Origin of the sequence: Streptomyces caatingaensis (assembly GCF_001187435.1) — a bacterium.
In the GTDB taxonomy this organism is placed as follows: Bacteria; Actinomycetota; Actinomycetes; order Streptomycetales; family Streptomycetaceae; genus Streptomyces; species Streptomyces caatingaensis.
This window is the reverse complement of record NZ_LFXA01000004.1, coordinates 690,399-704,275: the sequence shown is the minus strand read 5'-3', so window position 1 is coordinate 704,275 and position 13,877 is coordinate 690,399. Positions and strand designations below refer to the sequence as shown.

14 protein-coding genes and 2 tRNA genes are annotated in these 13,877 nt (G+C 73.7%); 14 read left to right on the top strand and 2 right to left on the bottom strand.

Annotated features, from left to right (window positions below; translation table 11 throughout):
* Positions 1-130: 130 nt before the first annotated feature.
* Complete coding sequence (locus tag AC230_RS10585) at positions 131-2,179, bottom strand: hypothetical protein (protein ID WP_422125574.1); 2,049 nt, start codon at positions 2,177-2,179, stop codon at positions 131-133.
* 396 nt (positions 2,180-2,575) lie between these two features.
* Here AC230_RS10585 and proB point away from each other — a divergent pair, with 396 nt between their 5' ends.
* The 5 genes from proB (at position 2,576) to AC230_RS10560 (ending at position 7,597) form a co-directional block, all read left to right on the top strand.
* The gene (proB, locus tag AC230_RS10580; protein WP_479683265.1) at positions 2,576-3,664 is read left to right on the top strand and encodes a glutamate 5-kinase; all 1,089 of its coding nucleotides are present in this window, start codon (positions 2,576-2,578) and stop codon (positions 3,662-3,664) included.
* A gap of 284 nt (positions 3,665-3,948) precedes the next feature.
* Positions 3,949-4,356, top strand: a complete 408-nt coding sequence (locus AC230_RS31895; protein WP_049715807.1) for a hypothetical protein — start codon at positions 3,949-3,951, stop codon at positions 4,354-4,356.
* Positions 4,357-4,410: 54 nt separating this feature from the next.
* Positions 4,411-5,700 (top strand): glutamate-5-semialdehyde dehydrogenase, encoded by a 1,290-nt coding sequence (locus tag AC230_RS10570; protein ID WP_049715897.1) that lies wholly within the window; start codon positions 4,411-4,413, stop codon positions 5,698-5,700.
* A gap of 85 nt (positions 5,701-5,785) precedes the next feature.
* A complete protein-coding gene (locus AC230_RS10565; protein ID WP_049715806.1) occupies positions 5,786-6,379 on the top strand; it encodes an SCO2584 family spore wall biosynthesis protein in 594 nt (197 codons plus the stop codon).
* A gap of 150 nt (positions 6,380-6,529) precedes the next feature.
* Positions 6,530-7,597, top strand: a complete 1,068-nt coding sequence (locus AC230_RS10560; protein WP_049715805.1) for an SCO2583 family membrane protein — start codon at positions 6,530-6,532, stop codon at positions 7,595-7,597.
* On the opposite strand, the gene AC230_RS10555 is transcribed toward AC230_RS10560, so the two are convergent.
* Positions 7,594-8,697, bottom strand: coding sequence for a M48 family metallopeptidase (locus tag AC230_RS10555; protein ID WP_049715804.1), 1,104 nt, complete (start codon positions 8,695-8,697; stop codon positions 7,594-7,596). The two genes, AC230_RS10560 and AC230_RS10555, sit on opposite strands and share 4 nt — an antisense overlap.
* 98 nt (positions 8,698-8,795) lie before the next feature.
* Between AC230_RS10555 and AC230_RS32980 the strand changes: the two genes are divergently transcribed.
* The 9 genes from AC230_RS32980 (at position 8,796) to AC230_RS10515 (ending at position 13,717) form a co-directional block, all read left to right on the top strand.
* Complete coding sequence (locus tag AC230_RS32980; protein ID WP_198535488.1) at positions 8,796-8,972, top strand: hypothetical protein; 177 nt, start codon at positions 8,796-8,798, stop codon at positions 8,970-8,972.
* 95 nt (positions 8,973-9,067) lie between these two features.
* Complete coding sequence (locus AC230_RS32975) at positions 9,068-9,229, top strand: hypothetical protein (protein WP_049715803.1); 162 nt, start codon at positions 9,068-9,070, stop codon at positions 9,227-9,229.
* Positions 9,230-9,290: 61 nt separating this feature from the next.
* Positions 9,291-9,902 (top strand): nicotinate-nucleotide adenylyltransferase, encoded by a 612-nt coding sequence (gene nadD / locus AC230_RS10545; RefSeq protein WP_049715802.1) that lies wholly within the window; start codon positions 9,291-9,293, stop codon positions 9,900-9,902.
* A 57-nt stretch (positions 9,903-9,959) separates the two neighbouring features.
* Positions 9,960-11,528 carry an LCP family protein gene (locus AC230_RS10540; RefSeq protein ID WP_049715801.1) on the top strand — a complete coding sequence of 523 codons (1,569 nt, stop codon included), beginning with the start codon at positions 9,960-9,962 and terminating at the stop codon, positions 11,526-11,528.
* Between the two features lie 115 nt (positions 11,529-11,643).
* Positions 11,644-12,084 (top strand): ribosome silencing factor, encoded by a 441-nt coding sequence (rsfS, locus tag AC230_RS10535; protein WP_049715800.1) that lies wholly within the window; start codon positions 11,644-11,646, stop codon positions 12,082-12,084.
* Entirely contained in the window at positions 12,081-12,734 is a 654-nt protein-coding gene (locus tag AC230_RS10530) for a histidine phosphatase family protein (protein ID WP_049715896.1), read from the top strand. Before rsfS ends, AC230_RS10530 begins: the two co-directional genes overlap by 4 nt.
* A 124-nt stretch (positions 12,735-12,858) precedes the next feature.
* Positions 12,859-12,931: transfer RNA gene (locus AC230_RS10525), tRNA-Ala, on the top strand.
* Between the two features lie 357 nt (positions 12,932-13,288).
* A complete protein-coding gene (locus tag AC230_RS10520; RefSeq protein WP_049715799.1) occupies positions 13,289-13,522 on the top strand; it encodes a hypothetical protein in 234 nt (77 codons plus the stop codon).
* Positions 13,523-13,644: 122 nt separating this feature from the next.
* Positions 13,645-13,717 (top strand) — tRNA-Ala (locus tag AC230_RS10515).
* Positions 13,718-13,877 lie beyond the last annotated feature (160 nt).

The window sequence follows — 13,877 nt, the reverse complement described above, 5'->3', positions numbered from 1 at the left end:
GGCGTTCTGCCCCCGCCCCGCCCCTTCGTCGTTCCGGCGCCGCCGCTCGTCCCGGCGGAGGGACGGGCGAAAGGTGAAGGGGCGGGTGCGGGGGTCTGCTGCCCCGCACCCGCCCCTTCGCGAAAAGCGCTCAGCGCCCCTGTGCGGGCGTGAACCAGCCTCCCGGCTCCCCGGGGGCCGGGGAGGCGGCGTCGTCCGTGGACGGCGCCTCCACGCCCTCCCGCTGGCCGGGGAGGGGCGAGGCGGCGGCCCGCGCCGCGACCCGGGCCGCGCGCTCGTCCGCCTTGCGGGCCAGCGCCAGCGCGGCCTGGTTGAAGCGGACGAGGGACGGCGGGTCGGACGGGCCGAGGAGCTGGACCTTCAGCTCGGCACGGGCCTTGGCCAGCCGGTCCAGGCGCGGGTCGCGCACCGCGGCGAGCAGCGCCGGCACACCGGCGGCGTCCGGCTCCAGGATCGTGGCGGCCGTGACCGTCGGGAAGGTGGCGCGGAACTCCTCCTCGGACATCCCGCTGGTGTTGGCCACCGCGTACGGCTTCTCGCTGATCAGGTAGTCGGAGACGACGCTGGAGACGTCGCTGATGAGCACGTCCGCCTGGTTGAAGCAGCTGAAGAGCGTCGGCCGGCTGCCGGTGACGATCTGGTGCTCCCACTCGGGCAGCGAGGCCCAGTAGGCCGCCTCCCAGGCGGCCAGCGTGGCGGCGACCGCCGCGGCACGCCCCGGCTCGGGGGCGGTCTGGAGCAGCATGCGCTCGGTCTCGTCCACGCTCGGCGGGAACTTCTTCGCGGTGAGCTCCTGGAGCTCGGCCGCCAGCCGCTCCATCTCGGCCGCGGCCTCCGGGCCGGGCCGGTAGCCGTCGCGCTGCTCGTTCGCCTCGCGGATCATCTCCTTGATGCGCCGGTTCGCCTCGCCCGCGCGCGGGTCGACGGAACCGGTCATCGGGTGCGGCTTGTACAGCAGCCGGACGGCCGGGTCGGCGAGCAGCTCGCGGACGATGTTCTCGCCGGCGAGCATGACCGAGGTGTTGCCCGGGTTGCCGTCCCAGCCCTCCCAGGTGGGGGCGTAGAGGACGGTCGTGTACGGGCGGGTCGGCGCGCCGGTGTACGGCTGGATCGGGGCCAGCTGCGGCCGGCCGACCTCGACGACGTCCCGGTCGTCCACGCCGATGTCGGCGAGCTGGTAGCGCTCGCGCGCGGCCGGGCCGGCGACCCAGATCTCGTCGTACGCCTTGGAGTACGGGTTGCAGCTGGAGAGCTTGTCGCTCTCGCCGTGGTTGATGAAGGCGTGCTTGATCGACGGCATGCGCAGGACCTGCGAGGTCTTGCCGGAGTTCGCCGGGTGCAGCAGCAGCTTCAGCGTGGACTTCTCCAGGGCCATCAGGTGGACGACCTTGGGGAAGCAGATGATCGGGATGTCCGTGGCGTCGATCTTCTTCACCATGAACCGCTCGCGCAGCACGATCAGCGGGTTGCCGTCGAGCTCGGCGAGGGTGGAGAGCCACATGTTCGCCTGGTACGCGGAGCTGGTGCCGCCGGAGAAGTACATGCCGACCGTGGGCCGGTAGGAGGCCAGCCACTGCTCCAGCCACTCTATGGCCTGCTCCTCGGTGGCGACCCGCTTGGCCGGGCGCAGCCAGGTCGACAGGTAGAGGGTGCCGGCGAGGGCCAGCAGCAGGGCGACGCCGACGCCGATCATGCCGCCGGCGGGCTTGCCGCTGCCGACGGTGAACAGCAGGCCGGCCGAGGCGGGGATCGCGAAGCGCACCAGGCGGCGGCCGTGCTGGCGGGCCAGCAGGCGCGGCGGCGCGGCGGTCAGGTGCAGCCCGGTGGTGTCGATGTTGCGCGTGACGAACGGCAGCGTGCGCGAGCGGCGGACGACGATGGCGACGGCCTGGCAGCTGAGGTGCGCCGCGTAGAAGAGGACGATGCCGACGAAGACCGGCGCGTAGTCGCGCAGCGAGCCGTCACCGTGCAGGCGCAGCAGCCCGAGCATGATCACCATGTCGCGCAGCAGCTGCCGCACCATGACGTCGAACCGGACCTTGCCGAGCAGGGCGAGCAGCCCGGGGTCGCGGTGCTGCAGATAGAGGTCGAGGGCGAGGCCCGCCGCCGAGCTGGCGATCAAGAGCGGCGCGTTCGGCGCGAGCGCGCCCACGAGCTGGAGTACGAACGACACCAGCATCGCGAGCAGCGCCGCAGCCTGAACGGCTCGGCGAGGGACTGTTCCGGCAGGCACTGGGCTGGCTCCTGGCAGGAGAACTGAGAGGGTCGGAGAGACCGCGGCGGACACGTCATGGGCAACGGTCGGCACAACGGCCGCAACCGACCGTATGACGGCCGCTGGGCCAGGGGCAATCTTCGGTCACGGCAACCCTCACAAAATAGGGTCGAACGACCACAATCGTCAGACGGTAGATTTGCCGGTCCGGGCGGCGTCCGGGCAGGGACCGGGCAGGGCTGCGAGGCGAGAGCGAAGGTGCGGGACACAGTGCGGGCAGGGACGGCGGACGAGGCGGCGGGCCGGGCGGCGGACGAGCGGGACGGGCTGCGGCCGGAGGTCACCGGCGCGCGCCGGATCGTGGTCAAGGTGGGCTCGTCCTCTCTCACCACCGCGGGCGGGGGACTGGACGCGGACCGGGTTGACGCGCTCGTCGACGTGCTGGCCCGCGTCCTGGACGGGGAGGGCGCGAAGGAGATCGTCCTCGTCTCCTCCGGCGCCATCGCGGCCGGCCTGGCGCCGCTGGGGCTCGACCGGCGGCCGAAGGACCTGGCCCGGCAGCAGGCCGCGGCCAGCGTCGGCCAGGGCCTGCTGGTCGCCCGCTACACCGCCTCCTTCGCGCGCTACGGCCGCCGCGTGGGGCAGGTGCTGCTGACCACCGACGACACCAGCCGGCGCGCGCACTACCGCAACGCCCGCCGCACGCTGGACCAGCTGCTGGCCATGGGCGCGGTCCCGGTCGTCAACGAGAACGACACGGTGGCCACGGACGAGATCCGCTTCGGCGACAACGACCGGCTGGCCGCGCTGGTGGCCCACCTGGTCCGCGCCGACCTGCTCGTCCTCCTCTCCGACGTGGACGGCCTCTACGACGGCGACCCGAGCATCCCCGGCACCTCCCGCATCGCGGAGGTCGCCGGCCCCGCGGACCTGGAGGGCGTCTCCATCGGCAGCGCGGGCAAGGCCGGGGTCGGCACGGGCGGCATGGTGACCAAGGTGGAGGCCGCGCGGATCGCGGCCGCCGCCGGGATCCCCGTCGTCCTCACCGCCGCCAGCCGCGCCGCGGACGCGCTGCTGGGCCGGCCCACCGGCACCCTCTTCCACCGCACGGGCCGCCGCTCCGCCGACCGGCTGCTCTGGCTCGCCCACGCCTCCACGCCGCGGGGGGCGCTGACGCTGGACGACGGGGCCGTGGACGCCGTCGTGCACGGCACGGGCTCCCTGCTGCCGGCGGGCATCGCGGCCGTCGAGGGCGAGTTCAGCGCGGGCGACCCGGTCGAGCTGCGGGACGCGGCCGGGCGGGCGGTGGCGCGGGGGCTCGTCTCGTACGACGCGGGGGAGATCCCGCGGCTGCTCGGGCGCTCGACGCGGGACCTTGCACGGGAGCTGGGGCCGGGGTACGAGCGGGAGGTCGTGCACCGGGACGACCTGGTCGTGCTGCACCGCTGAGGGGTCTTCCTCCCCGCCCGCCCTTTCACCGTGTGCTCGCGGGGCTCCGCATGCGTTCGCGGGGGCTCCGCCCCGGACCCACGGCGCGGCTGCGCCGCGTTCACCGGGGTCCGCGCCCCCTGGCCCCCGCGGGGCGGCGCGGCGGGAAAACGGTGAAAGGGCGGGGCGGGGAGGAACCCCTTTCCGGAAAGCGGGGAGGAACCCCTTTCCGGAAAACGGCCCCGCACCCGCCCCCGGCCTGCTCAACTCTTAAAGAGGACCAGCACGACACCAGGAGGCCGCCGGTGAGACGAGGGCGCCCAGGGGCCCCGGCCCTGACGAGCGTCGGGGAATGCGGCGCGGAACGCACGGATTCCCGGCTGTGGCACGTCACGCTCAGCGTCAGCGGCAGCGCGGCCCCGCCGGCCGAGGTGCGCCGCGCGCTGGAGCAGCTCGCCCACGACCACCCCTTCCTGCTGACCAGCCGCTACGCCGAGGACCACGCCGAGATCCGCTACTGGGAGGAGGCGCGCGACCTGCACGACGCCGCCGCGGTGGCGCTGCGCCTGTGGGGCGAGCACCGCTCGACGGCGCGGCTGCCGCCGTGGGAGATCGTGGGCCTGGAGGTCATCGACCGCGAGACGTACCACCAGAGGGTGGCGGAGGGGCACGGCCCGCTGCCGGCGACGCCGGTGGGGGTGCACCCGTTCTGAGCCGCTCCGCGACGGGGCGGGGGGAGCGCCGGCGCCGGACTAAGCTGCATGCTCATGAGCAGCCAGACCACCGCCCCGTCCCCCGAGTCCCCCGTGCTCCGCGCCGCGGCCCGCGCCCGTGAGGCCGCGGCCGCGCTCGCGCCACTGCCGCGCGCGGACAAGGACGCGGCGCTGCTCGCCATCGCCGACGCGCTCGACGCCCGCACCGAGGAGATCGTCGCGGCCAACGCCGAGGACGTGGCGAAGGCCCGCGAGGCCGGGACGGCCGAGGGCATCGTCGACCGGCTGACCCTCACCCCGGAGCGGGTGCGGGCCATCGCCGCCGACGTGCGCAACGTGGCGGGCCTGCCCGACCCGGTCGGCGAGGTGGTGCGCGGCGGGACGCTGCCCAACGGCATCGACCTGCGCCAGGTGCGGGTGCCGCTCGGCGTCGTGGGCATCGTCTACGAGGCCCGGCCGAACGTGACGGTGGACGCCGCCGCGCTCTGCCTGAAGTCCGGCAACGCCGTGCTGCTGCGCGGCTCCTCGTCCGCGTACGCCTCCAACACGGCCCTGGTGGGCGTCGTGCGCGACGCGGTCGCGGGGGCCGGGCTGCCGGCGGACGCCGTGCAGCTGGTGCCGGGCGAGAGCCGCGAGTCGGTGCGCGAGCTGATGCGCGCCCGCGGCCTGGTGGACGTGCTGATCCCGCGCGGCGGCGCCTCGCTGATCCGCACGGTGGTCGAGGAGTCCACGGTCCCGGTGATCGAGACCGGCACGGGCAACTGCCACGTGTACGTGGACGCCGCCGCCGACCTGGACACCGCCGTGCGGATCCTGGTCAACTCCAAGGCCCAGCGCCCCAGCGTGTGCAACGCCGCCGAGACCCTGCTGGTGCACCGCGACGTGGCCGACCGCTTCCTGCCGCTCGCGCTGGAGGCCCTGGCCGAGGCGGGCGTGACGGTCCACGGCGACGAGCGGGTGCTGGCGGCCGCCGCGGGCACGAAGGCGGCCGTGGTGCCCGCGACGGAGGAGGACTGGGAGACCGAGTACCTCTCCTACGACATCGCCGCCGCCGTCGTGGACTCGCTGGACGAGGCCGTCCGGCACATCCGCCGCTGGTCGTCCGGACACACCGAGGCGATCGTCACCGGCTCGCAGCAGGCGGCCCGCCGCTTCACCCAGCTGGTCGACTCCACGACGGTGGCCGTCAACGCCTCGACGCGGTTCACCGACGGCAGCCAGTTCGGCTTCGGCGCCGAGATCGGCATCTCCACCCAGAAGCTGCACGCGCGCGGCCCCATGGGCCTGCCGGAACTCACCTCCACCAAGTACGTCGTCACCGGCGACGGGCACGTCCGCGGCTAGCGCGGCACCGGTGCCGGGCGGGGCGGCGGGAGCAATTCCCGTACCGCCCGCGCGGATTGGGCGCTTCGGGTCTACGCTGGACGGCGTGCCGGACGACGTGGGGGGCAGGCCGTTCCCGGACGGCGAGGAGCCCGACAGCCACCGCCACGGAGACGACGAGTTCGCCTCCGTGGTCTTCGACGAGGAGTTCGTGCGGTCCGCCGCCGTCCACGAGCCCAGCGCGGCCGAGCGCATGCGCGCCGCGCGGGCCCGCTCGGGCGCCGGCCTCGCCGACGACGAGGCCTACGAGGGCGACGCGTACGGGGACGTGCCCGGCGGGCCGCGCCCGGCCGGGCCGTGGTGCGGACTCGCCGACGACCTCGACCCGGACGACGCCTACGGGCCGTACGGCAGGTACGGCACCTGGCGGCGGCCCTACCGGGGCCGGCCCCGCTGGCAGCGGCCGGTGGCCTGGGTGCTGTGCGTGCTGATGGGCGTCGGGGTGGTCGCCTTCGCCTTCGCGGCCGTCTACCGGGGCGCCTCCTCGGGCGACCGCCGGGAACCGGCCCCGCCGCCCGCCACGACGGGCGTGGACACCCCGTCCCCCGCGCGGCACGACGCGCTGCCGCCCTCCGTGCGGCCCAGCGTCTCGATGGACTCCGGCGCGCCGGTGGCCTCCGCCGTCCCGCGCCGCGGCTGACCGCGCCCCGCCCGTCACCGTCCGTGGTTCCCGCAGCTCCGCGCGGGGGTGGGGGATCCGGCGCGGGCCGGGGCGCGCGGCGCCGGCCGCACCGCAACTTGTCGTGTACCAGCGCGTTTACCGAGGGCCCGCGGGACCTACCCTTGAGGTATGGAAGGGCCTGGAGACCCGCCTGAGGGCCAGCCCGACGGTGCCCCGGGAAGCGGTGACGAAGAGTATCGGTCGGTCGTCTTCGACGAATCGTTCGTGCGGGCTGCGCGGCTCCAGGAGTTCTCGGCCCGCGAGCGCATGGACGACCACGCCCCCGCCGTCCGCACCCGGCACGTCTGGGCCCGGCTCGGCGCCTCGCGGCAGCTCCTGCTCCTGGTCCTGCTGATCGCCCTGGCCTTCGGCACGGCCGTCTACATGGGCCTGCGGCACCCCTACAAGGAACCCCGCCCGCCGTCGGCCGAGCCGCTGCGGACGGCCGTCGTGCCGCTGGCGCCCCGCGGCACCGTGCCCGGCGGGACGGCCGGCGAGCTGCTCGCGCACAGCCCGGCCGCCCGCTTCCGGCAGGGCCCGGACGCCGTCGTCCTGCCCGCGGTGCGGCGCACCCGGAACTTCTCCGAGGCCCTGGTGATGACCGCCCTCGCCACGGCCAAGGAGTACACGGTGAAGTCCGCCGTCGAGCGGTCCGTGATCACCGGCGGGGACGACCGGGCGGTGCGCCTGCTGCTGACGCCCGACCAGCTCGAACAGTACGACCGCAGCCTCGACCGGCCCGCCGACGACGGACAGCACGCGGCCACCGGCTGGCTGGTGCGCTTCGACCCCGCCCGGACCGTCGTCGACGACACCCCCGTGCGGGCCGACGGCGCCTTCTCGGTCACCGAGGTCTCGCCGGCCGTGCTGGAGGTCTCCGCCGACCACACCTTCGTCTACGCCGTCCGCCCGGCCGGGGCCCCGGCCGACGCGTCCTCGCTGTTCACCGTCCGCCGGATCGTGCACTTCCGCTTCGACCGGGACGACCTCCGGGACCACCACGTCCAAGTGCTGCAGAGCACCGTCGAGGCCGGACCGGAGTCCTGCGGGGCCGACGACGCCGCCTATCTGCAACCGCTGGCGGCCGGCCGCACGGCCGACAACGCCCACCAGCCCGCCACCGACCCCTACGCGACGGGCCGCCAGGCCACCGCGCTGTGCGGCGTCCTGGCCCCGGCGCCGCGCCGGGCGCCCTAGGCGTCCTTCCGCGGGCCGTCCTCGCCGGGGCCCTCCTTCGGACGCCCGCCGCCGCTCCGCCCCGTGAAGGTGTCCCGCAGTTTGCTGCCGAGGTCGTTCGCGCCGCCCGCGATGTCCCGCACCAGGCCCATCAGCGGATCCTTGCTGGAGCGCACCGACTCCGCGTAGTGGTTCGCCGACTGGCGGAACGAGTCGGACACCGACGCGTCCCGGTCCTCCGAGCGGCGCGGGTAGTGGCCGTCCATGATCCGCTGGAAGTCGCGGCTCTCCGCCCAGCGCTTGAGCTCGGCGGCCCGCACGGCCGCGAACGGGTGGCTGCGCGGCAGCAGGTTGAGGATCTTCAGCACGGAGTCCCGCAGGTCGCCGCCCGCCTCGTACTCCTCGGCCTGGGCGAGGAAGGCGTCCACGTTCATCTCGTGCAGGTGGTTGCCGCCCGCGAGCTTCATCAGGCCGCGCAGCGACGCCCGCAGATCCTGCCCCACCAGCAGGCCCGCGCGGTCCGCCGACAGCTCCGACTTGCGGAACCACTCCCGCAGGGCCGTCACCAGCGCCGTCACCGCCATCCCGCCCAGCGGGATCCAGGCCACCTTCAGCGCCACGTTCGTCAGGAACAGCAGGATCGTGCGGTAGACCGAGTGGCCCGACAGGGCGTGGCCCACCTCGTGGCCCACGACCGCCCGCATCTCCTCCTCGTCCAGCAGCTCGACCAGACCCGTCGTCAGCACGATGACCGGCTCGTCCAGCCCGACGCACATCGCGTTCGGCACGGGGTCCTGCGTGACGTACATCGGGGGGACCTTCGGCAGGTCCAGCACGTAGCACGCGTCCAGCAGCATCGTGTGCAGGTGGCCGAACTGCTGCGGGCCCACCCGCACCGAGTCGGACAGGAACAGCAGCCGCATGCTGCGCTCCGGCAGCAGCCCGCTCATGGCCTTGAAGACCGTGTCGAAACCGCTCAGCTTGCGCAGGGCGACCAGCGCGGAGCGGTCCGCGGGATGCTCGTACGCCCGGGACGAGATGTCCGGGAAGCGCTTCCTGTCGCGCGCGGGGACGCCCTCTCCCGCACCCGTCCCGCCCGCCGCCTGGCTGTCGTCACTCATCGAGACCCCCTCGACCTCAACCGCTCGTCTCCGTGCCCGTCCCCCCGCCGACGCACCCCACCCTAGGGCGTGGCACCGACATCGCTACCGTGGGAGGCATGTCCGCAGCCCAGGGTCTCACCCACCTCGCAGCCTCCCCCGCCGTCTCCCAGGTCCTCCTGGCCTCCAAGGACGGTCCGGGCCCGGTGCTGCGCACCGTCGTCCTCCTCGCCCTGATCGGCGTCCCCCTCACCGCCTACCTGCTGCTGCGCGGCTACCGCAAGGACAAGGACTAGCCTCACCCCGGAGTCGGCGTGAGGGCGCGCACGGCGCCCGCATACGATGTGGCAGAAGTCTCCAACCGATCGCCTCCGGAGAGGTCCTGCCGACGATGTCCCTCACCTCCGCCCACTCGGCCCTGGTCACGCTCGCCTCCGAGGGCGAGCACGTCGACACCCACCCGAGCATCAGCCCGTTCCTGACCGGCGGTGCCGCCTTCGTCATCCTGCTGCTCCTGCTCTGGGTGACCACCCGCTTCAACCGCGACCGCTGACGCGACCGCGCGGACCTCCCGGAGGACCGGCGTCCCGCCGCGCCCAGTAGGGTCTGCACGCATGGGAGAGCAGACAGAGCCCGCGAAGCGGCGGCTCGGCGTCATGGGCGGGACGTTCGACCCGGTCCACCACGGCCACCTGGTCGCCGCCAGTGAGGTCGCCTCGCAGTTCCACCTCGACGAGGTGGTCTTCGTGCCGACCGGCCAGCCCTGGCAGAAGAGCCACCGGGCCGTCTCGCCCGCCGAGGACCGCTACCTCATGACGGTCATCGCCACGGCCTCCAACCCGCAGTTCTCGGTCAGCCGGATCGACATCGACCGCGGGGGCCCGACGTACACCGTGGACACGCTGCGGGACCTGCGCGCCCTGAACGACGACGCGGACCTGTTCTTCATCACCGGCGCCGACGCCCTGGCCCAGATCCTGACCTGGCACAACACGGACGAGCTGTTCTCCCTCGCCCACTTCATCGGGGTCACCCGGCCCGGTCACATACTGGCCAACCCCGGCCTGCCCGACGACCGGGTCTCCTTCGTCGAGGTCCCGGCGCTCGCCATCTCCTCGTCCGACTGCCGGGCGCGGGTGGCCGAGGGCGAGCCCGTCTGGTATCTGGTGCCGGACGGTGTCGTGCGCTACATCGCCAAGCGCAGGCTGTACCGTCACGACGGCTGACATCCGGCGCCGGCCGACATCCGCCGGCCCGGCTCCAGTGGCACCGAGGGGCACCCGTTGAACGACCGCCAGGACCCGTACGCGCACGACCCGTACGCACAGCAACCACAGGTGTACGGCTACGACGCCTACGGCCGGCCGGTGTACCACCCCGAGGACCCGCAGCGGGTCTACGACGCCTACGGGCAGCCGCTCGCCGCCCCGCCCGCGTACGGGCACGACCCGTACGCCGTCCAGCAGCCCGCCCCTCAGCAGCCCGCCCCCCAGCAGCAGACGGCACAGCAGGAGTGGGCCGTCCCGCAGCAGGCCGGGCCCGCCGCGGAGCCGCGGCCCGCGCCCGTCGTCCCCGAGCCGAGGAAGGCCCCGGACGCCGGCGCCGCGCCGGACTACCGCACCGAGCAGTTCTCCTTCGTCGAGGCGCCGGACGAGGAGTCCGAGGACGTCATCGACTGGCTCAAGTTCACCGAGAGCCGCAGCGAGCGCCGCGACGAGCGCAAGCGCAAGGGCCGCAACCGCGTCGTCGCCCTCGCGGTGGTGCTCGTCCTGGCCGTGGGCGCGGTCGTCGGCTGGCTGCTGCTCGCGGGCGGCGACGGCGGGGACGGCCCGAAGGCCGCCGCCGGCCAGAAGCGCGACGTCATCGTCGTCCACCTCCGGCAGACCAAGGGCGGCGGCAGCTCGACCGCGCTCCTGGTGGACAACGCGACGACGAAGCGGGCCACCGCCGTCCTGCTGCCCAACTCCCTCGCGGTCACCAAGGACGGCGGCGGGTCCACCACGCTCGGCAAGTCCGTCCAGGACGCCGGCACCGGCGCCACCCGCGACGCCCTCAACACCCTGCTCGGCTCGCAGATCAAGGGCAGCTGGCGGCTCGACACCCCTTACCTGGAGAACCTGGTCCAGCTCGTCGGCGGCATCTCCGTGGACGCCGACACCGACGTCCCCGGGGCGAAGGCCGGGGACAACCCGGTGGTGCGCCGGGGGAGCGGGCAGTCCCTCAACGGGCAGTCCGCCGTCGCCTACGCCACCTACCGGGGGCCCGGCGAGGAGCCGGACAAGCAGCTCGCCCGGTTCGGCCAGGTCATGGAGGCCGTCCTCAAGAAGCTCTCCAGCGACACCAGGGCGGCCACCACCACCGTCGAGGCGCTCGCCCAGATCCCCGACCCCTCGCTCTCCGTCCAGCAGCTCGGCGCCTCCCTGGCCCAGCTCGCCGCCCGCGCCAAGGCGGGCGCCTACCGCACGGCCCTGCTGCCGGTGCGGCCGGACGGGACGCTGGGCGGTCAGGAGGCGGACGGCGTGGTCAAGGAGGTGCTCGGCGGCGCGGTGCGGAACACCGGCACCGACGCCACCCCCCGCGTCGGCGTGCGCAACGCCACCGGCGGCGCGGCCGGTGCCGGGGCGGCCCGGGTCGCCCTGGTCAACGGCGGCTACACCTACCTGGACGCGGGCCGGGCCCCGGCCGCGGGCCGCTCCGCGGTCCTCTACACGGACGACAAGCGGGCGGCGGACGCCAAGGAGGTCGCCCGGACCCTCGGGCTGCCCGACGCCGCGGTCCGCAAGGGCGGCGGCTCCGACGTGGCCCCGAACGCCGACGTCACCGTCGTGCTGGGCAAGGACTACAAGGGGTGAGCCTCCCGGGCCCCGGAAGCGGGCCGGGGAAGCGGGGCCCGGAAACTCCCCGGAGGTCCGGCGGCCGGTCGTGAGACCCTTGACGGGTACGGACCCCCTACCGAAAGCATGGCTTGTGACCGCCACGGACCGCTCCATCGAGCTCATCCAGGCCGCCGCCCAGGCGGCCGCCGACAAGCTCGCGCACGACATCATCGCGTACGACGTCAGCGACGTGCTGTCGATCACCGACGCCTTCCTGCTGGCCTCGGCCCCCAACGACCGCCAGGTCAAGTCGATCGTCGACGAGATCGAGGAGCGGCTGCTGAAGGAGCTGGGCGCCAAGCCCGTCCGCCGCGAGGGCGACCGCGACGCCCGCTGGGTGCTGCTCGACTACGTCGACATCGTCGTGCACGTCCAGCACAGCGAGGAGCGCGTCTTCTACGCGCTGGAGCGGCTGTGGAAGGACTGCCCGGAGATCGCCCTGCCCGAGGACGCCGTGGCGACCCGGGGCAAGGCCGACGAGTACGCCCGCGCCCAGGAGGCCCGGGAGAGCCTGGACGGAGACCTGAGCTGAACGGCAGCGCGGGCGGCCGGGGCCGCCGGATCGTGCTGTGGCGCCACGGCCAGACCGCCTGGAACGTCGAGCGCCGCTTCCAGGGCTCCACGGACATCGAGCTGACCGGCACCGGCGTCGCCCAGGCCCGCCGGGCCGCCCGGCTGCTCGCGGCCATGAAGCCCGACGCCATCGTCGCCTCCGACCTCAAGCGGGCCGCCGCGACCGCGGCCGAGCTGTCCGCGCTCACCGGCCTGGCGGTCGTGGGCGACTCCGCGCTGCGCGAGACGTACGCCGGTGCCTGGCAGGGCCTGACGCACGAGGAGATCATCGAGCGGTACGGCGAGCAGTACGCGGCGTGGAAGCGCGGCGAGCCCGTGCGGCGCGGCGGCGGCGAGCTGGAGACCGAGGTGGCCGACCGGGCCGCGCCGGTGGTCCTGTCGCACGCCGAGAAGCTGCCGGACGGCGGCACCCTCGTCGTGGTCAGCCACGGCGGCACCATCCGCACCACGATCGGGCGGCTGCTCGGCCTGGAGTCCCGCTCCTGGGAGGCGCTGGGCGGCCTCAGCAACTGCTGCTGGTCCGTCCTCGGCGAGGGCGTGCGCGGCTGGCGGCTGCTGGAGCACAACGCCGGCACCCTGCCGGAGCCCGTCCTCGGCGACGACGACTGAGCACCCGCGGGGCCGGGGCGCGGGCCCCGCTCCGGCCCGATTTCCCCTTCGGGCAGGTCACAGGCTAAAGTTCTTCTTGTTCGCGGGGAACGCGGAGGGAAACCTCCGGGAAGACCGGAACAGCGGGGCTATAGCTCAGTTGGTAGAGCGCTTGCATGGCATGCAAGAGGTCAGGAGTTCAATTCTCCTTAGCTCCACGCTACGGATGATCCCGTCCCTCCTCCCGGAGGGGCGGGATCGCTGTTTTTCCCGTCGCTCCGGCCCCAACGGGCCACCGCCCTCCCGGCGTTGGCGGAGGGGCGCGTTCCTTATGCGTCCGGGGCACTGACCCGGGCGCCCGTCCCGTGGCAGAATCGGACGGCCGGGCGCGGACGGGGTGAAGGGGAGGGAAAGAGACATGCCGGTGTGCGTTCCCGCGGCGACCCGCGGTCTTCCCGGAGCGACCGCCCTCCAGTGCCCGGCTTGTGGATCCGCTCACGTGGCCCAGGTGCTCGGCGACAACGGCGGTGTCTCGTACGTCTGCACGGCCTGCGGCCACAGCTGGAGCTGAGTCAATGGGTGCACACAGCCGGAAGTGCGACTGGTGCGGCAGTGGGACGCCCATCGTGCGCGATATGGACCCGGTCAACCCCGACTACCAGTACTGGTGCGTCGAGTGCGCCCGGGCGCTGATCATAAAGGGCGACCCCATCGAGACCTACCGCGAGCTGGAGGGCGAGCCGATCTACGGGCGGCTGCTCGACGAGCACTGCGCGCTCAAGCGGTTCTACTCGTTCGCGACGGCCTAGACGGGGCGATCCCGACAAATCGGGCGAATGGGGTTGCCTCGTTCATCGATTTGGGCTTCGGGCAGGGGTCCGTGTAATGTTCTGGGTGTCGCCGGGGAGACCGGGCGGCAACAAGAGAACAAGGGGCTATAGCTCAGTTGGTAGAGCGCTTGCATGGCATGCAAGAGGTCAGGAGTTCAATTCTCCTTAGCTCCACAGGAATCGGAAGGGTCGTCCGGGAGGGCGGCCCTTCCGTGTGTGCGGCATGCCCCCGCCCCCACGCGCCCTCACGGTGGGGGCTCTTGCATGTTCATGACCGTTCCTTGGTCGCCAATTGACGAGAACATGCCCCCTGCATGAACGGTTCGCCGAAAGA

Excerpts from the sequence above, each read along its gene's own strand:
- AC230_RS10585 (WP_422125574.1), bottom strand. The coding sequence starts at position 2,179 with ATGCTGGTGTCGTTCGTACTCCAGCTCGTGGGCGCGCTCGCGCCGAAC.
- AC230_RS10570 (WP_049715897.1), top strand. The coding sequence starts at position 4,411 with ATGAGCAGCCAGACCACCGCCCCGTCCCCCGAGTCCCCCGTGCTCCGC.
- AC230_RS10560 (WP_049715805.1), top strand. The coding sequence starts at position 6,530 with ATGGAAGGGCCTGGAGACCCGCCTGAGGGCCAGCCCGACGGTGCCCCG.
- AC230_RS10555 (WP_049715804.1), bottom strand. The coding sequence starts at position 8,697 with ATGAGTGACGACAGCCAGGCGGCGGGCGGGACGGGTGCGGGAGAGGGC.
- AC230_RS32980 (WP_198535488.1), top strand. The coding sequence starts at position 8,796 with ATGTCCGCAGCCCAGGGTCTCACCCACCTCGCAGCCTCCCCCGCCGTC.
- AC230_RS32975 (WP_049715803.1), top strand. The coding sequence starts at position 9,068 with ATGTCCCTCACCTCCGCCCACTCGGCCCTGGTCACGCTCGCCTCCGAG.
- nadD (WP_049715802.1), top strand. The coding sequence starts at position 9,291 with ATGGGAGAGCAGACAGAGCCCGCGAAGCGGCGGCTCGGCGTCATGGGC.
- AC230_RS10520 (WP_049715799.1), top strand. The coding sequence starts at position 13,289 with ATGGGTGCACACAGCCGGAAGTGCGACTGGTGCGGCAGTGGGACGCCC.